Annotated in this window: 17 protein-coding genes; 13 read left to right on the top strand and 4 right to left on the bottom strand. The window is 57.9% G+C overall.

Annotated elements, in window-relative coordinates:
* Positions 1-164: 164 nt before the first annotated feature.
* Positions 165-2915 (bottom strand): two-component sensor histidine kinase BarA, encoded by a 2751-nt coding sequence (gene barA / locus ACQUTP_RS14050; RefSeq protein WP_148390256.1) that lies wholly within the window; start codon positions 2913-2915, stop codon positions 165-167.
* 112 nt (positions 2916-3027) lie between these two features.
* On the opposite strand from barA, the gene rlmD reads away from it, so the two are divergent.
* From rlmD to eno, 5 genes are all read left to right on the top strand, one after another.
* Positions 3028-4332 carry a 23S rRNA (uracil(1939)-C(5))-methyltransferase RlmD gene (rlmD, locus tag ACQUTP_RS14055; protein WP_023290830.1) on the top strand — a complete coding sequence of 435 codons (1305 nt, stop codon included), beginning with the start codon at positions 3028-3030 and terminating at the stop codon, positions 4330-4332.
* A 121-nt stretch (positions 4333-4453) separates the two neighbouring features.
* Positions 4454-6691: a GTP diphosphokinase gene (gene relA / locus ACQUTP_RS14060; protein ID WP_004205575.1), complete on the top strand. Its 2238-nt coding sequence runs from the start codon at positions 4454-4456 to the stop codon at positions 6689-6691.
* A 111-nt stretch (positions 6692-6802) separates the two neighbouring features.
* Positions 6803-7594 carry a nucleoside triphosphate pyrophosphohydrolase gene (gene mazG / locus ACQUTP_RS14065; RefSeq protein ID WP_004205577.1) on the top strand — a complete coding sequence of 264 codons (792 nt, stop codon included), beginning with the start codon at positions 6803-6805 and terminating at the stop codon, positions 7592-7594.
* Between the two features lie 280 nt (positions 7595-7874).
* Positions 7875-9512: a glutamine hydrolyzing CTP synthase gene (gene pyrG, locus ACQUTP_RS14070; RefSeq protein WP_004205579.1), complete on the top strand. Its 1638-nt coding sequence runs from the start codon at positions 7875-7877 to the stop codon at positions 9510-9512.
* Positions 9513-9593: 81 nt separating this feature from the next.
* Positions 9594-10892 (top strand): phosphopyruvate hydratase, encoded by a 1299-nt coding sequence (gene eno / locus ACQUTP_RS14075; RefSeq protein ID WP_002915213.1) that lies wholly within the window; start codon positions 9594-9596, stop codon positions 10890-10892.
* A 63-nt stretch (positions 10893-10955) separates the two neighbouring features.
* Here the strand turns inward: eno and ACQUTP_RS14080 are convergent, their stop codons facing one another.
* A complete protein-coding gene (locus ACQUTP_RS14080; RefSeq protein WP_109938196.1) occupies positions 10956-12065 on the bottom strand; it encodes an SDR family oxidoreductase in 1110 nt (369 codons plus the stop codon).
* A gap of 477 nt (positions 12066-12542) precedes the next feature.
* Here ACQUTP_RS14080 and queE point away from each other — a divergent pair, with 477 nt between their 5' ends.
* A complete protein-coding gene (gene queE / locus ACQUTP_RS14085; RefSeq protein ID WP_049004707.1) occupies positions 12543-13214 on the top strand; it encodes a 7-carboxy-7-deazaguanine synthase QueE in 672 nt (223 codons plus the stop codon).
* A 40-nt stretch (positions 13215-13254) separates the two neighbouring features.
* Here queE and queD read toward each other — a convergent pair whose 3' ends face one another.
* The gene (queD, locus tag ACQUTP_RS14090) at positions 13255-13620 is read right to left on the bottom strand and encodes a 6-carboxytetrahydropterin synthase QueD (protein ID WP_004174641.1); all 366 of its coding nucleotides are present in this window, start codon (positions 13618-13620) and stop codon (positions 13255-13257) included.
* A gap of 316 nt (positions 13621-13936) precedes the next feature.
* Here queD and cysJ point away from each other — a divergent pair, with 316 nt between their 5' ends.
* The 3 genes from cysJ to cysH all read left to right on the top strand — a co-directional run bounded on the left by cysJ (position 13937) and on the right by cysH (position 18281).
* Positions 13937-15736 (top strand): NADPH-dependent assimilatory sulfite reductase flavoprotein subunit, encoded by a 1800-nt coding sequence (cysJ, locus tag ACQUTP_RS14095; RefSeq protein ID WP_043520757.1) that lies wholly within the window; start codon positions 13937-13939, stop codon positions 15734-15736.
* Positions 15736-17448 (top strand): assimilatory sulfite reductase (NADPH) hemoprotein subunit, encoded by a 1713-nt coding sequence (gene cysI, locus ACQUTP_RS14100; protein WP_064178251.1) that lies wholly within the window; start codon positions 15736-15738, stop codon positions 17446-17448. Before cysJ ends, cysI begins: the two co-directional genes overlap by 1 nt.
* A 98-nt stretch (positions 17449-17546) precedes the next feature.
* Positions 17547-18281: a phosphoadenosine phosphosulfate reductase gene (cysH, locus tag ACQUTP_RS14105; RefSeq protein WP_004205586.1), complete on the top strand. Its 735-nt coding sequence runs from the start codon at positions 17547-17549 to the stop codon at positions 18279-18281.
* Between the two features lie 67 nt (positions 18282-18348).
* Here cysH and ACQUTP_RS14110 read toward each other — a convergent pair whose 3' ends face one another.
* The gene (locus ACQUTP_RS14110; protein ID WP_017899183.1) at positions 18349-19395 is read right to left on the bottom strand and encodes an aminopeptidase; all 1047 of its coding nucleotides are present in this window, start codon (positions 19393-19395) and stop codon (positions 18349-18351) included.
* Between the two features lie 246 nt (positions 19396-19641).
* Here ACQUTP_RS14110 and cysG point away from each other — a divergent pair, with 246 nt between their 5' ends.
* From cysG to cysC, 4 genes are read left to right on the top strand one after another with little or no spacing between them, the layout of a single operon-like run.
* The gene (cysG, locus tag ACQUTP_RS14115) at positions 19642-21048 is read left to right on the top strand and encodes a siroheme synthase CysG (RefSeq protein WP_165455571.1); all 1407 of its coding nucleotides are present in this window, start codon (positions 19642-19644) and stop codon (positions 21046-21048) included.
* Positions 21049-21057: 9 nt separating this feature from the next.
* Complete coding sequence (gene cysD / locus ACQUTP_RS14120; protein ID WP_002915160.1) at positions 21058-21966, top strand: sulfate adenylyltransferase subunit CysD; 909 nt, start codon at positions 21058-21060, stop codon at positions 21964-21966.
* 9 nt (positions 21967-21975) lie between these two features.
* A complete protein-coding gene (cysN, locus tag ACQUTP_RS14125) occupies positions 21976-23403 on the top strand; it encodes a sulfate adenylyltransferase subunit CysN (RefSeq protein ID WP_428902399.1) in 1428 nt (475 codons plus the stop codon).
* A complete protein-coding gene (gene cysC / locus ACQUTP_RS14130) occupies positions 23403-24008 on the top strand; it encodes an adenylyl-sulfate kinase (RefSeq protein ID WP_002915158.1) in 606 nt (201 codons plus the stop codon). The genes cysN and cysC overlap by 1 nt, the downstream gene beginning before the upstream one ends.
* Positions 24009-24026 lie beyond the last annotated feature (18 nt).

Genomic DNA, 24026 nt, shown 5'->3' on the forward strand with positions numbered 1-24026 from the left:
GAGGTATCCCGGCTGGCGCAGTGGTATTTGTAGCCCGGATAAGGTGCGTAGCACCGCGATCCGGGAACCATCCCCGGTGGCGCTTACGCTTACCGGGGCTACCAACCGAATACCGGACCGTAGGGCGTAGCCCGGATGAGGCGCATAGCGCCGCTATCCGGGGTTTACACCCCCATCCGGCACGATTCACGCGCCACATTGTCCATCTCATCTAACAGCTCAAGCAGCTCCGGCTCCAGATCCTCGGCGGCGGTGCCTGCGCGCAGCTGGCTCTCCAGGGTGTGGCACAGCTTTTTCAGCCGCGGCACGCCGCTGTAGCTGCAGCTGCCATGCAGTTTGTGGATCAGATCCACCAGCCCTTCCGGCTGCTCGCCAACCAGTTGCTCTTCCACTTTGTTACGTACCTCCGGCATAAAAGCGATCAGCATCTGCAGCATCTCCCTCGCCAGATCTGGCTTCATCGCCGCCTGGCGCAGCGCCAGCTGCCAGTCGAGCGTCTGGTTATGGTCGATGACCGGCTCTGTGGGCGGTATCGCCGCCGGGGCGATGCTGTGTACTCCGGGCTGATAGCGCAGCAGCAGGGCGTGCAGTTTCTCTTCTTCGATCGGCTTCGCCAGATAGTCGTTCATGCCGGCGCTCAGGAGCTTCTCGCGCTGGCCCTCCAGGGCGTGTGCGGTGACGGCGATAACCGGCGTTAGCTGGTGATGCGGCAGATGATGGATAAGCTCACAAGCGCGGATGCCGTCCATATCCGGCATCTGAATATCCATCAGGATCAGATCCATCTGCAGTTGCTTGGCCTTGTCCACCGCCTGCTGGCCGCTGTCGCAGAGGATCACCTGCTGCACAAGGTCATCCAGCAGGGCGCCAATGAGCTTCAGGTTTGCCGGGTTGTCGTCGACGGCCATCACGGTCATCGGCAGCTTATGGCTGCCGGCCTGCGTCAACGGCGCGGAGGCTGTCGCATGATTGGTGGCCACCAGCGCTGGCAGTAAACGGGTGGTGGTGAGTGGTTTCAACAGGCAGGCGGCGACGCCATCGCGTTTCAGGGCTTCGGCGCTAACCTGGGCATGACACGGCAGAGCCAGCAGTACGTTGTCTGACATCGCGCAGGCTTTGGCTAATTTTTCCCGGTGCGGTGACAAATCGCGCATTGAGACCGGGATACCGACCAGCAGAATGTCGTACTGGGCTTCCGCCAGCGAGGAGAAGGTGGGGCTGTAGATCACCTCCAGCGGCGTGGCGGCCAGCATCTCCAGCGTGCACTGCGCCGCCGTCGCGTTGGCTTCCACATAGGCCAGACGCTTGCCCGCCAGCCCGTCGGTATTCAGCATATCCGGGATGGCGTTCGGGTTGAGATCGAGGTTGATATGGAACCAGAAGGTGGAGCCGCGGTTCGGCTGACTGTGAAACGAGATATCGCCGCCCATCTCCTTGACCAGACGCTGGGTGATCACCAGCCCGAGCCCGGTGCCGCCGTGGCGGCGTGAAATACTGGCATCGGCCTGACGGAAGGCCTGGAACAGCCGGGACTGATCGCGCTCGGGGATGCCGATGCCGGTATCGTGGATCTGAATTTCGATCTGCACCCGCGAATTACTGATGGCCCGCTGCTCCACCAGCACGTCGATATTACCGTGCTCGGTAAATTTGATGGCGTTGCCCACGAGGTTGGTCACAATCTGCTGCAGACGCAGCGGGTCGCCGATGACGTTATCCGGCACGTTGTTCTTAATGTTCAGCGTCAGCTCCAGCCCCTTATCATGCGCGGAATGCGCCAGCAGGGTGACCACCTCATCAAGCGAGGTGCGCAGCAGGAACGGAATGCTCTCCAGGATGAGTTTCCCCGCCTCCAGCTTGGAAAAGTCGAGCACGTCGTTGATGATCGCCAGCAGATTATTGGCCGAGCGTTCGATGGTGGTCAGGTGGTCGCGCTGCGTGGCGTTGAGATCGGTTTTCAGCGTCAGGCGGGTAAAGCCGATCACCCCATTGAGCGGGGTGCGCAGTTCGTGGGACATATTGGCCAGGAATTCAGACTTAATGCGCGCCGCCTCCTGGGCGCGCTTTTTCGCCAGGTCCAGTTCGACGTTCTGAATCTCCATCTGCTCAAGGGTTTCCCGCAGATCGGAGGTGGCCTGGTCGACGTTGTGCTGCATCTCCTCATGGTACGCCGCCAGCGACATGGCCATCGAGTTGATGCCGTTTTTCAGCATATCCAGCTCGCCGAGCATAAAGCCCTCGACCCGACTGTCCAGCTGCCCACGGCGGATGCGGTCGACGGTATTGACCATATTGCGGATAGGGCCGGTGACGTCGCGCATCAGGCGCCAGCCGAAGATCAGCGCAATGCCGATGCAGAACAGCATCATCACGCTGGAGATGAAAATCTCTTTGTACTGCTGCAGGCGGACCGATTTCAGATCCAGCTCCAGCGCGACGTAGCCCAGCATATTGCCCGGCATTTTGGCATCGGATTCGGGGGATTCATCCGGCGAATAACTTTCCGAGACGATCGGCGTGCGCAGGATCATCATGTCGCCGTCGCGGATGACGCTGAGACGACGGGGAAACGCCTCGCCTTTTGGGATCTGCAGGTCGCTGGGGTTGAGCTGGTAATTGGAGGTGACAAACAGGCGGTTATGCGAATCGTACACCGAGATGGCCCGCACGATCTCCGAGTGGCGACGATGCAGAACGCTGATCAACTGGCCGATGGATTCGCGGTTTTGCAGATTCATGCCATATTCGCTGGAGACCGCCAGCGGCTCAATAATGCTGGTGCCGGCGTCCTCCAGCTGACGTTGCAGGTCGTTATAACGGTGAGCGACAAAGAAAACACTGAGCAACAGCCCTATCAGGACGGTTGGCGCCAGAATCAGAATCATCATGCGAGCACGCAGGCTGTAGTTGGTCATGCGGTTCCATTATGGGAGAATATAGACATCATCGTTCGGTGCGCGTCGGTGCGCTTCGCGGCGCTGCCGCTCTGAACGAGCTCGTTTTATTTGATTGAGACAACTCTCTACGATGGCGCAATTCTACTCTGCAAAACGGCGTGTGACGACGCGCCAGATCATAACCGTTACAGTCAACGACCTCGATCCCTTTGGCCAGGGCGTGGCCCGCCACCAGGGGAAAGCGCTGTTCGTCGGCGGCGTGCTGCCGCAGGAGCAGGCTGAGGTGGTGCTGGTGGAAGACAAAAAGCAGTACGCCCGCGCCCAGGTGAAACGCCGTCTGACCGACAGCCCGCAGCGCCAGGCGCCGCGCTGCCCCCATTTTGGCGTTTGCGGCGGCTGCCAACAGCAGCATGCCAGCATCACGCTTCAGCAGCAAAGTAAACGCGCCGCGCTGGCGCGCCTGATGAAGCGCGAGGTGGATGAGATCATCGCCGGCGAGCCGTGGGGCTATCGCCGTCGCGCGCGCTTAAGCTTGAATTATCAGCCAAAGACCCAACAATTGCAGATGGGTTTTCGTCAGGCCAGCGACAAAGCGATCGTCGATGTGGTGCAGTGCCCTGTTTTGGTGCCCCAACTTGAGGCGCTGCTGCCCGCCGTGCGCGAGTGCTTAAGCGCGCTGAGCGCATTACGCCACCTTGGCCACGTCGAGCTGGTGCTGGCGGACAACGGCCCACTAATGGTGCTGCGCCATACCGCTGCGCTGCCGGCCGCTGACAGGGAAAAACTGGAACGTTTTTCGCAAACTCACGGTCTTTCCCTGTACCTCGCGCCGCAAAGCGAGATACTGGAACATATTCACGGCGAAGCGCCATGGTATACCTCAGACGGACTACGCTTAGTGTTCAGTCCGCGGGATTTTATCCAGGTCAACGACGGCGTGAATCAGCAGATGGTGCGTACCGCGCTGGCGTGGCTGGATCTGCAGCCCGAAGACCGGGTGCTGGATCTGTTCTGCGGGATGGGCAATTTTACCCTGCCGCTGGCGACTCGCGCCGCCCACGTGGTCGGGGTGGAAGGGGTGCCGGCGCTGGTGGAGAAGGGGCGGGAAAATGCCGCCCTCAATGGTTTATCCAATGTCACCTTCTTCCATGAAAATCTGGAAGAGGATGTCACCCGCCAGGCCTGGGCGAAGCACGGCTTTGATAAAGTGCTGCTGGACCCAGCCCGTGCCGGCGCGCCGGGCGTGATGCCGCATATTATAAAACTGGCGCCGCGGCGGGTGGTGTATGTTTCCTGCAACCCGGCGACGCTGGCGCGAGACAGCGAAACCCTGTTGCAGGCTGGATATCAGATTCAACGCCTGGCGATGCTGGATATGTTCCCGCATACCGGTCATCTGGAATCAATGGTGTTGTTTGAGCGCAGGCTTACATAAGGTCATTCACAACGTCGCAGAAGAGCCGCCCCGGCCATCAATGCTGACGCGACCTGCAGGATGACATGTAGAAAGTTGAGGCTTGCCGACTTCGGCAGGCCGGTCCCTTAAGGAGAGGACAATGGTTGCGGTAAGAAGTGCACATCTTAATAAAGCTGGTGAATTTGACCCGAAGAAATGGATCGCGAGTCTGGGGATTTCCAGCCAGCAGTCGTGTGAGCGCTTAGCCGAAACCTGGGATTATTGTCGCGAAAAAACGCAAGGACACCCGCTGGCGGACCTGCTGCTGTGGCGGGGCGTCGAAATGGTGGAGATCCTCTCCACCCTAAGTATGGATATCGATACCCTGCGCGCGGCGCTGCTGTTCCCACTGGCCGACAGCGAAGTCGTCAGCGAAGCGGTTATGCAGGAGAGCGTGGGTAAATCGGTCGTGACCCTGATTCACGGGGTACGGGACATGGCCGCCATCCGTCAGCTGAAAGCTACTCATACCGACTCAGTATCTTCCGAGCAGGTGGATAACATTCGCCGCATGCTGCTGGCGATGGTGGACGATTTCCGCTGCGTGGTTATCAAGCTTGCCGAACGTATCGCGCATCTGCGCGAGGTCAAGGACGCGCCGGAAGATGAGCGCGTGCTGGCGGCGAAAGAGTGCACCAATATCTATGCTCCCCTGGCGAACCGCTTAGGTATCGGCCAGCTGAAGTGGGAGCTGGAAGATTACTGCTTCCGCTACCTGCACCCGGCAGAGTACAAGCGTATTGCCAAACTGCTCCACGAACGCCGTATCGACCGTGAGCATTATATCGACGAGTTCGTCGGCCACCTGCGGGCAGAAATGAAAGCCGAAGGGGTCAAGGCCGAGGTCTATGGTCGGCCGAAGCATATCTACAGCATCTGGCGCAAAATGCAGAAAAAACACCTCGCCTTTGACGAGCTGTTTGACGTTCGCGCGGTGCGCATCGTGGCCGAGCGGTTGCAGGATTGTTATGCCGCGCTGGGGATCGTTCATACTCACTACCGTCATCTGCCGGATGAATTCGATGATTACGTGGCCAACCCGAAACCCAACGGCTACCAGTCTATCCACACCGTGGTGCTGGGGCCGAGCGGCAAGACGGTGGAGATTCAAATCCGCACCCGGCAGATGCATGAAGACGCCGAGCTGGGCGTGGCCGCGCACTGGAAGTACAAAGAGGGCGCGGGAGCGGGTACCAGCGGCGGTCGCGGCTATGAGGACCGTATCGCCTGGCTGCGCAAGCTGATTGCCTGGCAGGAAGAGATGGCCGACTCCGGCGAAATGCTCGACGAAGTGCGCAGCCAGGTCTTTGACGACCGGGTGTATGTCTTTACGCCGAAAGGCGACGTGGTGGACCTGCCGGCGGGGTCGACGCCGCTCGATTTTGCCTACCATATCCACAGCGACGTCGGTCATCGCTGCATCGGCGCTAAAATCGGCGGCCGCATCGTGCCGTTTACCTATCAGCTGCAGATGGGCGATCAGATCGAAATTATTACCCAGAAGCAGCCGAACCCGAGCCGCGACTGGCTCAACCCTAACCTCGGCTACGTTACCACCAGCCGCGGACGCTCCAAAATTCACGCCTGGTTCCGTAAGCAGGATCGCGACAAAAACATTCTTGCCGGCCGGCAGATCCTTGACGACGAGCTGGAGCATCTGGGCATCAGCCTGAAGGATGCGGAAAAGCACCTGCTGCCGCGCTACAATTTCAACGAGCTCGATGAACTGCTGGCGGCCATCGGCGGCGGCGATATCCGTCTCAACCAGATGGTCAACTTCCTGCAGGCGCAGTTCAATAAACCGAGCGCCGCCGAGCAGGATGCGGCAGCGCTGAAGCAGCTGCAGCAGAAAACCTATGCTCCGCAGAACCGCACCAAGGATAATGGCCGGGTGGTGGTGGAAGGGGTTGGCAATCTGATGCACCATATTGCCCGCTGCTGCCAGCCGATCCCGGGCGATGAGATCGTCGGCTTTATCACTCAAGGGCGCGGGATTTCCGTGCATCGCGCCGACTGCGATCAGCTCGCTGAACTGCAGTCGCATGCCCCGGAGCGCATTGTCGATGCGGTATGGGGCGAAAGCTACTCGGCGGGATATTCGCTGGTGGTCAGGGTGGAGGCGAACGATCGCAGCGGGTTACTGCGCGATATCACCACCATCCTCGCCAATGAGAAGGTGAACGTGCTGGGCGTCGCCAGCCGCAGCGATACCCGTCAGCAGCTGGCCACCATCGATATGACCATCGAGATTTACAACCTGCAGGTGCTGGGCCGGGTGCTCGGTAAGCTGAACCAGGTGCCCGATGTGATCGACGCGCGTCGTCTGCACGGCGGTTAATTTGTCTCCAGGCCGGATAAGGCGAAGCCGCCATCCGGCAATTTCGCAACGTCGGATAAGGTCGAAACGCCTTATCCGGCCGACTTTTTTTTGAATTTCCAGGATTGTCACATGACTCAGATTGACCGCTTGCTCGGCATCATGCGCCGCCTGCGCGACCCGGAAAACGGCTGCCCGTGGGATAAAGAGCAGACCTTTGCCACCATCGCCCCCTATACCCTCGAAGAAACCTATGAAGTGCTGGACGCTATTTCGCGAGAGGATTTTGACGACCTGCGCGGTGAGCTGGGCGATCTGCTGTTCCAGGTGGTGTTCTATGCGCAGATGGCGCAGGAAGAGGGACGTTTTAACTTTGACGATATCTGCGCCGCCATCAGCGACAAGCTGGAGCGCCGCCATCCCCATATTTTCGCTGATGCCACCGCGGGAAACAGCAGCGAAGTCCTGGCCCGCTGGGAGCAGATCAAAAGCGCGGAGCGGGCGGAAAAAGCCCAGCACTCGGCGCTGGACGACATTCCGCATAGCCTGCCGGCGCTGATGCGCGCGCATAAAATCCAGCGTCGCTGCTCGGCGGTCGGTTTTGACTGGACCTCGCTGGGCCCGGTGCTCGACAAAGTGCATGAAGAAATTGATGAAGTGATGCATGAAGCGCAGCAGGCGGTGGTGGATGAAGCGAAACTGGAAGAGGAAGTGGGCGATCTGCTGTTCGCCACGGTGAATTTATCCCGCCATTTAGGGGTCAAAGCCGAGGTGGCGCTGCAAAAAGCGAACCGCAAATTCGAGCGGCGCTTTCGCGAAGTCGAGCGCATTGTCGCCGCCCGCGGCCTGGAAATGACCGGCGTCGACCTCGATACCATGGAAGAAGTATGGCAACAGGTAAAACGCCAGGAAACTGATCTCTAACGAGTTTTCGTGATCAAGCGCGATTTGTGTGATTTTATAAATAACAAGCGCTTGATTTACGTCAAAAACATTTCGCCAAAAGCGTCTATTTTCTCTTTCCGTTATGTCGTTGAAACACCATGTAGCCTGCCTCTTCGAGTTGTTCGGGTCGCAACACAGGTGCAACTTGAAGAACGAAGGGGAGGGGAAGAATGAAAGTTTGTGGCGTCACGCATGTTCGGGTATACTACTTTCCCGTCCTGGTTATTCCATCGTTTTACCCTAACTTCTCAGGTTCAGCATGACAACGAACTATATTTTTGTGACCGGCGGGGTCGTATCCTCTCTGGGTAAAGGCATTGCCGCAGCCTCCCTGGCAGCCATTCTTGAAGCCCGTGGTCTCAACGTGACCATCATGAAACTGGATCCGTATATCAACGTCGATCCGGGCACCATGAGCCCAATCCAGCATGGGGAAGTGTTCGTTACTGAAGACGGCGCAGAAACCGATCTGGACCTGGGCCACTACGAGCGTTTCATCCGCACCAAGATGACTCGTCGCAACAACTTCACCACCGGTCGAATCTACTCCGACGTGCTGCGTAAAGAGCGCCGTGGCGACTATCTGGGCGCAACCGTACAGGTTATTCCGCACATCACCAACGCCATTAAAGAGCGCGTACTGGCTGGCGGCGAAGGCCATGACGTGGTGCTGGTGGAAATCGGCGGTACCGTAGGCGATATCGAATCCCTGCCGTTCCTCGAAGCTATTCGTCAGATGGCGGTAGAGATCGGCCGCGAGCATACCCTGTTTATGCACCTGACTTTAGTGCCGTACATGGCCGCCGCCGGTGAAGTCAAAACCAAACCGACTCAGCACTCCGTGAAAGAGCTGCTCTCCATCGGTATTCAGCCTGACATCCTGATTTGCCGCTCCGATCGCGCGGTTCCGGCCAACGAACGGGCGAAAATTGCTTTGTTCTGTAACGTTCCGGAAAAGGCTGTTATTTCTCTGAAAGACGTCGATTCCATTTATAAAATTCCAGGCCTGTTGAAATCTCAGGGGCTGGACGATTATATTTGTAAACGATTCAGCTTAACTTGTCCGGAAGCAAACCTGGCCGAATGGGAACAGGTAATCTATGAAGAAGCCAATCCGGCAGGCGAAGTCACCATCGGTATGGTTGGTAAGTACATTGAACTGCCGGACGCCTACAAGTCGGTGATTGAAGCGCTGAAACACGGTGGTCTGAAAAACCGCGTTACCGTCAACATCAAGCTGATCGATTCGCAGGATGTGGAAACGCGCGGCGTCGAAATCCTCAAGGATTTAGATGCTATCCTTATCCCGGGCGGCTTCGGCTACCGCGGTGTGGAAGGTAAGATCGCCACCGCGCGCTACGCGCGTGAGAACAATATTCCTTATCTGGGCATTTGCCTGGGTATGCAGGTTGCGCTGATTGAATTCGCGCGCAATGTAGCGGGTATGGAAAACGCCAACTCGACGGAATTTGTGCCAGACTGTAAATACCCGGTTGTGGCCCTGATTACCGAATGGCGTGACGAAGATGGCAACGTTGAAGTCCGCTCTGAGAAGAGCGATCTGGGCGGCACCATGCGCCTGGGCGCGCAGCAGTGCCAGCTGGATGAGGATTCTCTGGTACGCCAGCTGTACGGCGAGCCGACCATCACCGAGCGCCATCGTCACCGCTACGAAGTCAACAACATGTTGTTGAAACCGATTGAAGCTGCCGGTCTGCGCGTTGCGGGCCGTTCCGGGGATGATCAGTTGGTCGAGATCATCGAAGTGCCGAACCATCCGTGGTTTGTGGCCTGCCAGTTCCACCCGGAGTTTACTTCGACGCCGCGTGATGGACACCCGCTGTTTGCCGGCTTTGTGAAAGCCGCCAGCGAGTACCAGAAACGCCAGGCGAAGTAAAAAGAGTTAGAACGGCAATGCACCCATCCGGGTGCATTGTTTGTCTGGAGTTTTAGTTTAACTTGTACTGAGGAAAACCTAATGTCCAAAATCGTTAAAGTCATCGGTCGTGAAATCATCGACTCCCGTGGTAACCCGACTGTTGAAGCCGAAGTACACCTGGAAGGTGGTTTCGTCGGTATGGCAGCTGCTCCGTCAGGTGCTTCTACTGGTTCCCGCGAAGCGCTGGAACTGCGCGATGGCGACAAATCCCGTTTCCTGGGTAAAGGCGTAACCAAAGCTGTTGCTGCGGTAAACGGCCCGATCGCTCAGGCAATCCTGGGCAAAGATGCCAAAGATCAGGCTGGCATCGACAAGATCATGATCGACCTGGACGGTACTGAAAACAAATCTAACTTCGGTGCGAACGCAATCCTGGCCGTTTCTCTGGCGAACGCCAAAGCAGCTGCTGCCTCCAAAGGCCTGCCGCTGTACGCGCACATCGCTGAACTGAACGGCACTCCGGGCAAATACTCCATGCCGGTTCCGATGATGAACATCATCAACGGCGGTGAGCACGCTGACAACAACGTCGACATCCAGGAATTCATGATTCAGCCGGTTGGCGCGCCGACCCTGAAAGAAGCAGTACGCATGGGTTCTGAAGTATTCCATCACCTGGCGAAAGTGCTGAAGTCCAAAGGCATGAACACTGCCGTTGGTGACGAAGGCGGCTACGCGCCGAACCTGGGTTCCAACGCCGAAGCGCTGGCTGTTATCGCTGAAGCGGTTAAAGCAGCAGGCTACGAGCTGGGCAAAGACATCACCCTGGCGATGGACTGCGCAGCGTCTGAATTCTACAAAGACGGTAAATACGTTCTGGCCGGCGAAGGCAACAAAGCGTTCACCTCTGAAGAGTTCACTCACTTCCTGGAAGAGCTGACCAAACAGTACCCGATCGTCTCCATCGAAGATGGCCTGGACGAATCTGACTGGGAAGGTTTCGCTTACCAGACCAAAGTACTGGGCGACAAAATCCAGCTGGTTGGTGACGACCTGTTCGTAACCAACACCAAGATCCTGAAAGAAGGCATCGAAAAAGGCATCGCTAACTCCATCCTGATCAAATTCAACCAGATCGGTTCTCTGACCGAAACTCTGGCTGCTATCAAGATGGCGAAAGACGCTGGCTACACCGCTGTCATCTCTCACCGTTCTGGCGAAACTGAAGACGCGACCATCGCCGACCTGGCTGTGGGTACCGCTGCAGGCCAGATCAAAACCGGTTCTATGAGCCGTTCTGACCGCGTTGCTAAATACAACCAGCTGATTCGTATCGAAGAAGCGCTGGGTGAGCAAGCGCCGTTCAATGGTCGTAAAGAGATCAAAGGCCAGGCTTAATCCTGTCCTGATGAAATAACCATGCCAGCCTTCGGGCTGGCATTTTTTTTATACCTGCGGCCATTATTTAAAGTCGACGGCCATTTGCTGAGGAATCGACAGCCCGCGGGTGGTTTCCACGCAGCGGTCGATGTAATCGGTAAAGCGCGGCGGTTTTGGCATCCCCATGCTCAGCAGCTTGTCGTTGCTAAAGCGCACGTTCAGCGTGGCGAACGCGCCATATAAGCGCATCGCTTTCAGCATCAGTCGCTCATTGCACGGCCCAAAAATTCCTTTCAGTTCGCGACGCATTTTGACCAGCGTTTCATAACTCACCTGGGCGTACTTATCTCCCACCGGCGCCTGCTCCAGCGCCAGGGCCATCGCCCGGTCGATGTCGGCAAACTTCACGCTGTTCTCCTCACCGGCAGAGATATGCACTACCTCGCCATGGGCCAGCGGCTGGTTAAGCAGCATCAGCAGGGCGTCGGCGCAGTAGTCCACCGGGATAACATCGATCCGGTCCTCCATCGCGCACATAAATTTCTGCAGCATCAGCCCCATGCTGAACACCCAGAAAATACTGCTGGAAGGCCGGCAGCCGTGATGAGTATGGCCCACCACAATAGAAGGGCGGGCAATGACCAGCGGTAGCGTAGGGCAGTGCTGCTGCATCAGTTGCTCGATGGCCGATTTCGAGTGGGTATATTCCACCAGATGCTCGGCGCGCTGCCGAAACTCCGCGCTCTCGGCGACCAGCGAATCCGGCTCCGGTGAGCAGGACATTGCGGTGCCGACGTGGAGAAAACGCTGCAGACCCGCCACCTGCTCCATCCGTTGCGCCAGACGCAGCGTACCCGTAACGTTAACCTTCCAGATGAGCGGGTTGCTGCCAAACGAGGCGACAGCGGCGCAGTTGAGAACATGGGTGACTTGCTCAAGCCGCGGATCGTTAAGAAAATGCTCCGGAGAGGCGAGATCGCCCAGCAGGATCTGCTGCGGTCGCAGCATCGCCAGTTTCTCCTCGGCGATGTTGAACTTACGCATGTTTTCCTTGACCCGTTCCAGGCCTGCCTCGGGGCTGTTGGCACGCACCAGTAGCAGCAGATCTAATTGGCTATCCTGATGGAGTATTTTCTCTAACGCCGCGCCACCCAGAAAACCGGTGACGCCGGTAATGAATAATGTGGTCATAAACGCTATCTCATTATGGTTGGTCTGCGGGATTCTAGGAGGGCCAAAGTAAACGACGATTAAATAAAAAATGGCGGGCAGCAGGACTTTATTAAGAGGGGCTTAAGCTTATTTTCGGCGGCGGATTGGATTCGACTCTCAGACCAGGTAAATAATTCACTCTTTCATGTATCAATTTGTACATGCATGTATTTAAACATGTTTTTATTTTTCCGCTGACGTTTTTTATGTTCTGGTATATAACACGAAAAACATCTTCTGTTACATCTTTCTTCGCTGCAGTACGCTCCGCTGTTTATTTAAATCCTTACCACACTAATGAAATAAACGAAAACAGATGCATACTTTTAATTAACAATGAATAACGTCCGGGGTGAGAAAGCGACCCCGTGAGGGAAAAACGATCGCAGCGCAGGGCAAGACCTGGACAGTGAAATCTGCGATAATAAGCGTTTATCACCCTAAACAGAGATGACTATGCAGTACCCGATTAACGAGATGTTCCAGACCCTGCAAGGCGAGGGTTACTTCACCGGCGTGCCTGCCATTTTTATTCGTCTGCAGGGATGCCCGGTAGGATGCGCGTGGTGTGACACCAAGCATACCTGGGACAAACTGACCGATCGGGAAGTGTCGTTGTTCAGCATCCTGGCGAAAACCAAAGAGAGCGATAAGTGGGGGCCGGCAAGCAGTGAAGATCTGCTGGCGATTATCGGTCGTCAGGGGTGGACTGCCCGCCACGTGGTCATTACCGGCGGTGAGCCCTGCATTCACGACTTAACGCCGTTAACCTCGCTTCTGGAACAAAACGGCTTTAGCTGTCAGATTGAAACCAGCGGCACCCATGAAGTGCTTTGCAGCCACAACACCTGGGTGACGGTTTCCCCGAAGGTCAACATGCGCGGCGGGTATGACGTGCTGTCTCAGGCCCTGCAGCGGGCGGATGAGATCAAGCATCCGGTAGGGCGCGTCCGCGACATCGAAGCGCTGGACGAACTGCTGGAAACGCTGAGCGATGACAAACCGCGGATCATCGCCCTGCAGCCGATCAGTCAGAAAGAAGACGCGACGCGCTTGTGTATCGACACCTGCATCGCCCGTAACTGGCGCCTGTCCATGCAGACGCATAAATATCTGAATATCGCCTGATAAAAAAGCCCGGTAGCATACTGACCGGGCTTTTTTTCGCTTACTCGCCGCGATAGACGCAGCCGGCGGTGCAGGTCTCTTTCACCATCACGGCGCTCAGCAGCGGCACCCGCGGTTTCATCTCATCCCAGATCCATTTGGCCAGCACTTCGCTGGTAGGGTTTTCCAGACCGGGGATATCGTTCAGATAATAGTGGTCCAGGCGATCGTAGGTCGGCTTGAAGGCGGCCTTCAGCTCGGCGAAATCCATGATCCACCCGGTATGGGGATCGACTTCACCGGTTATCTCCAGACGCACCATAAAGGAGTGGCCATGCAGGCGACCGCATTTGTGTCCTTCCGGGACGTGCGGCAGGTGGTGGGCGGCTTCGAAGGTGAAATCTTTAAACAGCGTGGTGGACATCATTGACTCTCAACAGGACGAAAAAAACCGCCGTAGGGTACCGGAAAGTACATTTTTTCGCATTAACTAAAACGGCCCTGAACAGAAAATCGACACATTTATCTGGGTTAAGTCCATAAAGTTTCGATATTTCAGATGGTTATTTAATCGATTTTGTTGTTAATAACTACAACTAAAACCGGTTAGTCCATTTGGTTATTTATTATTTCCATCCCTTCTTTAATTGTTACTATGCCCGCCGTTAACCTTCTATTCTCTTCTGTTTTTGTCGCGCTGACAGGGTGCGAATAACAGCTTTGCTTACTGGAACAAACGACGCATGACGACACAGGCCCCACCTTCCAACTTGCTGCCGCTCAACCCGGAGCAACTGGCGCGCCTTCAGGCGGCCACCACTGACTTCACGCCCACTCAGCTCGCCTGGGTGTCTGGCTATTTCTGGGGCGTGCTGAATCAGCACTCTGGCGCAACGGCAGTCGCTCCCGCCCCGGCCGCCGAGGTCCCGACGATCACGCTGATTTCCGCCTCGCAAACCGGCAACGCTCGCCGCGTCGCCGAAGCGCTGCGTGACGATCTGCTGGCGGCGAAGCTGAACGTGAAGCTGGTGAATGCAGGTGATTATAAATTCAAACAAATTGCTGCTGAAAAACTGCTGGTGGTCGTGACCTCCACCCAGGGGGAAGGTGAGCCGCCGGAAGAAGCGGTCGCATTGCATAAGTTTCTGTTCTCTAAAAAAGCGCCGAAGCTGGACGGAACCGCATTCGCCGTCTTTGGCCTCGGCGATACCTCTTATGAATTCTTCTGCCAGTCCGGCAAAGATTTCGACAGCAAGCTGGCCGAACTTGGCGCGGAACGCCTGCTCGATCGCGTCGACGCCGACGTTGAATATCAGGCTGCGGCCGCTGAATGGCGCGCGCGCGTCGTTGAGGTGCTGAAGGCTCGTGCGCCGGTCGCCGCGCCCGCTCAGCTGGCCGCCAGCGGCGCAGTGAACGACATTCATACCAGCCCATACACCAAAGAGGCTCCGCTAACGGCGACCCTGTCGGTCAACCAGAAAATCACCGGCCGCGATTCAGAAAAAGATGTACGCCATATCGAAATTGACCTCGGTGATTCCGGTCTGCGCTATCAGCCGGGCGACGCGCTGGGCGTCTGGTATCAAAACGATCCTCAGCTGGTGAAAGAGCTGGTGGAGCTGCTATGGCTGAAAGGCGACGAGCCGGTAACCGTCGAGGGCAAAACCCTGCCGCTGGCGGAAGCCCTGCAGTGGCATTTTGAGCTGACGGTCAACACCGCCGCTATCGTTGAGAACTACGCCACCCTGACCCGCAGCGAATCGCTGCTGCCGCTGGTGGGCGATAAAGCTCAGCTGCAGCAGTATGCCGCCGCGACGCCGATCGTCGATATGGTCCGTTTCTCCCCGGCGCAGCTGGACGCCGAGGCGTTAATCGGTCTGCTGCGCCCGCTGACGCCGCGTCTGTACTCCATTGCCTCCTCGCAGGCGGAAGTGGAGAGCGAAGTGCATGTCACCGTGGGCGTGGTGCGCTATGACATTGAAGGCCGCGCCCGGGCTGGCGGCGCCTCCAGCTTCCTCGCCGACCGCGTGGAAGAGGATGGCGAAGTCCGCGTCTTCATCGAGCACAATGACAACTTCCGTCTGCCGGCTAACCCGGAGACGCCGGTGATCATGATTGGCCCGGGCACCGGTATTGCGCCGTTCCGCGCCTTCATGCAGCAGCGCGCAGCGGACGGGGCGCCAGGTAAGAACTGGCTGTTCTTCGGCAACCCGCACTTCACTGAAGATTTCCTCTATCAGGTGGAGTGGCAGAGCTATGTAAAAGAGGGGCTGCTGACCCGTATCGATCTGGCCTGGTCCCGCGATCAACAACAAAAAATCTATGTGCAGGACAAACTGCGTGAGCAGGGGGCCGAGCTGTGGCGCTGGATCAATGATGGCGCCCACATTTATGTCTGCGGCGACGCCAATCGTATGGCGAAAGACGTGGAACAGACTTTACTGGAAGTGATTGCCGAATACGGCGCGATGGACGCCGAAGCGGCGGACGAATTTTTAAGTGAGCTGCGCGTTGAGCGCCGTTATCAGCGAGATGTCTACTAATGAGCGAAAAACATCCGGGGCCTTTAGTGGTCGAAGGTAAACTGACCGATGCCGAGCGTATGAAGCTCGAGAGCAACTACCTGCGCGGCACCATTGCGGAAGATTTAAACGACGGTCTGACCGGCGGTTTTAAAGGCGATAACTTCCTGCTGATCCGTTTCCACGGTATGTACCAGCAGGACGATCGTGATATCCGCGCGGAACGCGCCGCTCAGAAGCTGGAGCCGCGCCATGCAATGCTCCTGCGCTGCCGTCTGCCGGGCGGGGTGATCACCACCACCCAGTGGAAGGCGATCGATAAGTTTGCCGCCGAGAACACCATTTACGGCAGTATTCGCCTGACCAACCGGCAGACTTTCCAGTTCCACGGCATTCTGAAAAAGAACGTCAAGCCGGTGCATCAGATGCTGCACTCGGTGGGGCTGGACGCGCTGGCCACCGCCAACGATATGAACCGTAACGTGCTGTGCACCTCCAACCCGTACGAGTCGCAGCTGCACGCCGAGGCCTACGAGTGGGCGAAAAAGATCTCCGAGCATCTGCTGCCGCGCACCCGCGCCTATGCCGAAATCTGGCTGGATCAGAAAAAGGTCGCCACCACTGACGAAGAGCCGATCCTCGGTCAGACCTATCTGCCGCGTAAGTTTAAAACCACGGTGGTGATCCCGCCGCAGAACGATATCGATCTGCACGCTAACGACATGAACTTCGTGGCGATCGCCGAAAACGGCAAGCTGGTGGGCTTTAACCTGCTGGTGGGCGGCGGTCTGTCTATCGAACACGGTAACAAAAAAACCTACGCCCGCACGGCGAGCGAATTCGGTTATCTGCCGCTGGAGCATACTCTGGCGGTGGCGGAAGCGGTCGTGACCACCCAGCGCGACTGGGGTAACCGTACCGACCGTAAGAATGCGAAAACCAAGTACACCCTTGAGCGCGTTGGCATCGAAACCTTCAAGGCGGAAGTGGAGCGCCGGGCAGGTATTAAGTTTGAGCCGATCCGCCCCTACGAATTCACCGGCCGCGGCGACCGCATCGGCTGGGTGAAGGGGATTGATGATAAATGGCACCTGACGCTGTTTATTGAAAACGGCCGCATTCTGGATTATCCGGGGCGCCCGCTGAAAACCGGTCTGCTGGAGATTGCTAAGATCCATCAAGGTGAATTCCGCATCACCGCCAACCAGAACCTGATCGTCGCCAGCGTACCGGAAGATCAGAAGGCGCGGATCGAGAAGCTGGCGCGGGATCATGGCCTGATGAATGCCGTCACCCCGCAGCGCGAAAACTCGATGGCCTGCGTCTCCTTCCCGACCTGCCCGCTGGCGATGGCGGAAGCCGAGCGTTTCCTGCCGTCGTTTATCGACAAGGTGGAAGGGGTGATGAGCAAGCACGGCGTGAGCGATGAGCATATCGTCACCCGCGTCACCGGCTGCCCGAACGGCTGCGGTCGCGCGATGCTGGCGGAAGTGGGGCTGGTGGGGAAAGCGCCAGGTCGCTATAACCTGCACATCGGCGGTAACCGCAGCGGCACCCGCATCCCGCGGATGTACCGGGAGAACATTACCGAGTCGGAAATTCTCGACTCGCTAGACCAACTGGTAGGGCGCTGGGCGAAAGAGCGCGAAGCGGGTGAAGGCTTCGGCGACTTTACGGTGCGTGCGGGCATCATTCGCCCGGTGCTCGATCCAGCCCGCGATTTCTGGGAGTAACATCCTGGTGCCCGGTGGCGCGTAGCGATCCGGGCCTGTAAAACCCGTAGGCCGGGCAAACGCAGTGCCGCCCGGCAAAACAGGCAAACGAGGTTCTTATGTCCGTACTCGATCTAAACGCGCTTAATGCATTGCCGAAAGTGGAACGCATTTTGGCACTCGCGGAAACCAACGCCCAGCTGGAAAAGCTCGACGCCGAAGGGCGTGTGGCCTGGGCGCTGGAAAACCTGCCGGGAGACTATGTGCTGTCGTCAAGCTTTGGCATTCAGGCGGCGGTGAGTTTGCACCTGGTGAACCAGATCCGCCCGGACATTCCGGTGATCCTTACCGATACCGGTTACCTGTTCCCGGAAACCTACCAGTTTATTGATGAGCTGACGGATAAACTCAAGCTGAACCTGAAGGTCTACCGCGCGGCTGAAAGCGCGGCCTGGCAGGAGGCGCGCTACGGCAAGCTGTGGGAGCAGGGCGTTGAAGGCATTGAGAAATACAATGAGATCAACAAGGTTGAACCGATGAACCGGGCGCTGAAAGAGCTCAACGCGCAGACGTGGTTTGCCGGTCTGCGCCGCGAGCAGTCGGGCAGCCGGGCTACGCTTCCGGTGCTGGCGGTCCAGCGCGGGGTGTTCAAGGTGTTGCCGATTATCGACTGGGATAACCGGACGGTGTATCAGTACCTGCAAAAGCACGGGCTGAAATACCATCCGCTGTGGGATCAGGGCTATCTGTCGGTAGGCGATACCCACACCACCCGCAAATGGGAGCCGGGCATGGCAGAAGAAGAGACCCGGTTCTTCGGGCTTAAACGCGAGTGCGGATTGCACGAGGGTTAATAGCGCCTCCTGAGGGAAAGGTGTGCAAGAGAACACGCGGGTGATGCCGCGTGTTCATTTGCAGCCGTCAGCTTTTCTTCTCCACCTTCGCCAGCTCTTTCACCAGCGGCAGCATCACTTTCACGACATCGCGCCCGCGATGCTCGATCCGTCCCGGCAGCGCGTGGTCGATATACTGCTGATTATCCAGCTGCACGTCATGCCAGCTGATGCCCTGTGGGAAGCTGCGCGATTTGCTCCGCTGCTGATAGCCATCTTTCTTGCCTAATGACCAGTTGGTCGCTTCCACCGACAGCACCGGGATCCCCGCGTTGTCGAAGACGCTGGCGTCATTACAGCAGCTGGTGCCTTTCGGGTAAGCCGGATTGAGTCCCGGATTGGTGTAGGCGGCAATGCCTTTGCTGCGGGCGATAGCCAACGCGCGATCGCGGGTTAGCTTGCGTACCGAGGCCGGCGTGCGGCGGCCGCTGTTGAAGTAAAGCTTATCGCCCACCACCAGGTTATCGAGATTGATCACCAGCAGGGTATTTTTCTTTTCCGCCTCGCTCATCCGCTGCAGCAGGTTTTGCGCGCCGAGACGACCTTCCTCTTCGCCGCTGGTGGCGATAAAGCGAATGCCATAGCGGGTGGGGACGTTTTTTAAATGCTCCGCCAGCTCCAGCATCACCCCGAGCCCCATCGCGTTGTCGTCAATTCCCTGCAGCGTCAGGCCGCCGAGGTTATTTTCGACGTCTTTATCGCTCTGCGGCGCGTAGGTATCAAGGTGGGCCATGATGATGATTTGCTGGCGAGACTGGCCTTCATGGGCGGCGATCACCGTACTGCCGGTGGCGTTATGCCAGTTTTTACGCTGGTTGCTGTCGGTATAGATGTAGCGGGTATTGAAGCTCCGCACGTCGCTCTGATAGCCCATCCGGGCGAACTGCTGGCGCAGATAGTCAGCTGAGAGCATTTCCGGGGGCGTTCCGGTCATGCGTCCCGGGAAGACGGTGGCGATATGGCGAGCCTGACTACTGGCGGTGTCGCCCAGCGCGCAGAAGGCGGGAGCGGCGGCGAAAACAAAACCGGTGCCGAGCGCCAGCGGAAGCAGACGGCGGCACAACGCGGAAAACATAAGGGGTCCTTACACGAACGAGACAATTTGACGCGTACAGTATGAAACTGTGACCGCGGTTAAACAATTTCAATTGCTCTTAAATAGCGGAAAAATAGCGTGTTAAGCACTTTTTGATATTTGGATTTCCATCGCGTTATTCCTTTGCGTCACAACTCATTCCATTTCGTAATTTCATTTGCTCTAAGGCGCACCCTATAGTCGCAGTATCGCTGATTGTAAGAGAGTTGTTACCCCGTGGATTACTTGCCCCTTTTTGCCGAACTGAAACAAAGGCCCGTACTGGTGATCGGCGGCGGTGAGATTGCCGAACGCAAGATCAAGTTCCTGCTGCGAGCCCAGGCGCAGGTGCAGGTGGTCGCCGGGACGTTGTCTCCGGCGCTGGCCGATCTGGCGGCGCGCCAGGCGCTTAGCTGGCGGGCGACGGAATTTAGCGACGCTCTGGTGGACGATGTCTTTCTGGTGATTGCCGCCACGGAGGACGAGGCGCTTAACCAGCGGGTGTTTGCGGCGGCTAACGCGCGCTACCGACTGGTCAACGTAGTGGATAACCAGGCGCTGTGCTCGTTTGTTTTCCCTTCTATCGTCGACCGTTCGCCGCTGCTGGTGGCGATCTCCTCCAGCGGGAAAGCGCCGGTGCTGTCGCGCATTCTGCGCGAAAAAATCGAAGCGCTGCTGCCGACGAACCTCGGGCGTCTGGCGGAATCGGCGAGCTACTGGCGCAACCATCTGAAAACCCGTCTGACGACCACCGAAGCGCGTCGCCGCTTTTGGGAGCGGGTCTTTACCGGTCGCTTCGCCAGCCTGATGGTGGCGGGCAACGCTGCGGAGGCGGAAAAGGCGCTGCAGGATGAGCTGGATAAGCCCGAACGCGAAACGGGTGAAATTATTCTGGTAGGGGCTGGACCGGGCGATGCCGGGCTGCTGACCCTGCGTGGCTTGCAGGCGATCCAGCAGGCGGACGTGGTTTTCCACGATCATCTGGTGACCCAGCCGGTTCTCGAGCTGGTGCGCCGCGATGCCGAGCTGGTTTGCGTCGGCAAACGCGCCGGCGAGCACTCGGTGCCGCAGCATGAAACCAATCAGCTGCTGGTGGAGGCGGCGAAGGCGGGGAAAACCGTCGTGCGCCTGAAAGGTGGCGATCCGTTTATTTTTGGCCGCGGCGCTGAAGAGCTGCAGGCCGCCGCCGCTGCGGGCATCCCGTTCCAGGTGGTGCCTGGCGTCACTGCCGCCGCCGGCGCGACGGCCTACGCCGGTATTCCGCTGACCCATCGCGATTATGCGCAAAGCGCCGTCTTTGTCACCGGGCACTATAAGCCGGACAGCACCCCCTTCGACTGGGCGCTGTTGGCGAAGAGCCAACAGACGCTGGCGATTTACATGGGCACCATGAAGGCGGCGGAAATCAGCGCCCAGCTGATTGCCCACGGTCGCGACAGCAATACGCCGGTAGCGGTGATATCCCGCGGTACCCGCGACGATCAGCAGACGATAACCGGCACATTGCAACAACTCGAACACCTGGCGAAAGACGCCCCGATGCCCGCCCTGCTGGTGGTCGGCGAAGTGGTGCAGCTGCATCAGCAGCTCGCCTGGTTTCAACATACATCATCCGCCGAGGGGTTTAACTCTTCGGTGGTCAATCTGGCTTAAGGAACGGTTATGGACCAAAAACGACTCACTCACCTGCGGCAACTGGAGGCGGAAAGCATCCATATTATTCGTGAGGTGGCCGCCGAATTTTCTAACCCGGTGATGATGTACTCCATCGGGAAAGATTCCAGCGTAATGCTGCATCTGGCGCGCAAAGCGTTTTATCCGGGAACCCTGCCGTTCCCGCTGCTGCACGTCGATACCGGCTGGAAATTCCGTGAGATGTATGAGTTCCGCGACCGTACCGCCAAAGCCTATGGCTGCGAGCTGCTGGTGCATAAAAACCCGGAAGGGGTGGCGATGGGCATTAACCCGTTCGTCCACGGCAGCGCCAAGCATACCGATATCATGAAAACCGAAGGGCTGAAGCAGGCGCTGAACAAATACGGCTTTGACGCCGCATTCGGCGGTGCGCGCCGTGATGAGGAGAAATCCCGCGCCAAAGAGCGCATCTACTCCTTCCGCGACCGCTTCCACCGCTGGGACCCGAAAAACCAGCGTCCGGAGCTGTGGCACAACTACAACGGCCAGATTAACAAAGGCGAAAGCATCCGCGTCTTCCCGCTCTCCAACTGGACCGAGCTGGATATCTGGCAGTACATCTATCTGGAAAACATCGAAATCGTGCCGCTGTATCTGGCCGCTGAGCGCCCGGTGCTGGAGCGCGACGGCATGCTGATGATGATCGATGACGACCGTATCGATCTGCAGCCGGGCGAAGTGATTGAAAAGCGGATGGTGCGTTTCCGTACCCTCGGCTGCTGGCCGCTGACCGGCGCAGTGGAGTCTGAAGCGCAAACGCTGCCGGAAATTATTGAAGAGATGCTGGTATCCACCACCAGCGAACGTCAGGGGCGCGTCATTGACCGCGACCAGGCCGGCTCGATGGAGCTGAAGAAACGTCAGGGGTATTTCTAAGGAGCCGCCATGAACACGACCATTGCCCAACAAATTGCTAATGAAGGCGGCGTAGAAGCTTATCTGCACGCGCAACAGCACAAGAGCCTGCTGCGTTTTCTGACCTGCGGCAGCGTCGATGACGGTAAAAGCACCCTGATTGGCCGTCTGCTGCACGATACCCGCCAGATCTATGAAGATCAGCTCTCTTCGCTGCACAACGACAGCAAGCGCCACGGCACCCAGGGCGAAAAACTGGACCTGGCGCTGCTGGTGGATGGCCTGCAGGCCGAGCGCGAGCAGGGCATCACCATCGACGTGGCCTATCGCTATTTCTCCACCGAGAAGCGCAAATTTATCATCGCTGACACCCCGGGGCACGAGCAGTACACCCGCAATATGGCCACCGGCGCGTCCACCTGCGATCTGGCGATCCTGCTGATCGACGCGCGCAAAGGCGTGCTGGAGCAGACCCGCCGTCACAGCTTTATCTCCACCCTGCTGGGCATTAAACACCTGGTGGTGGCGGTCAACAAAATGGATCTCGTCGAGTTTAGTGAAGCGCGCTTCAACGAGATCCGTGAAGCTTACCTGACCTTTGCCGAGCAGCTGCCGGGCAACCTCGATATCCGCTTTGTACCGCTGTCGGCGCTGGAGGGCGATAACGTCGCCAGCCAGAGCGCGAACATGCCGTGGTACAGCGGCCCGACCCTGCTGGAAGTCCTCGAAACCGTGGAGATCCAACGGGTAGTAGAGAGCCAGCCGCTGCGCTTCCCGGTGCAGTATGTTAACCGTCCGAACCTCGATTTCCGCGGCTTCTCCGGTACGGTCGCCTCCGGCACCGTGCAGGTCGGCCAGCGCCTGAAGGTGCTGCCGTCGGGCGTCGAATCGAGCGTGGCGAGGATCGTCACCTTCGACGGCGATCTGCAGGAAGCCGCCGCCGGGGAAGCCATTACCATTGTGCTGAAAGATGAAATCGACATCAGCCGCGGCGACCTGCTGGTTGACGCGCAAGCCACGCTGCCGGCGGTGCAAAGCGCCAGCATCGACGTGGTGTGGATGGCCGAGCAGACGTTGACCCCGGGGCAGAGCTACGACATCAAAATCGCCGGTAAGAAGACCCGCGCCCGCGTGGACGCTATACGTTACCAGGTGGATATTAACAACCTGACCCAGCGTGAAGTCGAGTCTCTGCCGCTGAACGGCATCGGGCTGGTGGAGCTGACCTTTGACGAACCTTTAGTGCTGGATCCGTATCAGCAAAACCCGGTGACCGGCGGGCTTATCTTTATCGATCGTCTGACCAACGTCACCGTCGGCGCCGGGATGGTCAACGAGCCGCACCTGCAGGCGTCGACGTCGGCATCGCAGTACAGCGCTTTCGAGCTGGAACTGAACCAGCTGATCCGCAAACACTTCCCGCACTGGGACGCCCGCGACCTGCTGGGAGGCAAATAATGGCCCAGCATGACGAAAACGTCGTCTGGCATGCCCACCCTGTGACCCAGCAGCAGCGGGAACAGCATCACGGCCATCGCGGCGTGGTGCTGTGGTTTACCGGCCTTTCGGGGTCGGGTAAATCCACCGTCGCCGGGGCGCTGGAGGAAGCCTTGCATGAGCGCGGCGTCAGCACCTATCTGCTGGACGGCGATAACGTGCGTCATGGCCTGTGCAGCGACCTGGGATTCAGCGATGAGGATCGCAAAGAGAACATTCGCCGCGTCGGTGAAGTGGCCAGGCTGATGGTCGATGCCGGGCTGGTTGTATTGACGGCATTTATATCTCCGCACCGCGCGGAGCGACAGATGGTGCGCGAGCGCCTGGGGGAGGGACGCTTTATCGAAGTGTTCGTCGATACCCCGCTGGCCATTTGCGAGGCGCGGGATCCGAAAGGATTGTATAAGAAGGCGCGGGCAGGGGAATTACGCAATTTTACCGGCATAGACTCGGTCTATGAGGCACCGGAAAAGGCGGAAATTCATCTGGATGGTGAACAATTGGTAACAAATTTGGTGCACCAACTATTAGACCTGCTGCAACAGAGCGATATTATCAGATCCTGAAACGGCAGCGGCATCGAG

Source organism: Klebsiella sp. 2-CIP_Kleb. (assembly GCF_050378715.1).
GTDB classification, from domain to species: Bacteria; Pseudomonadota; Gammaproteobacteria; order Enterobacterales; family Enterobacteriaceae; genus Klebsiella; species Klebsiella quasipneumoniae.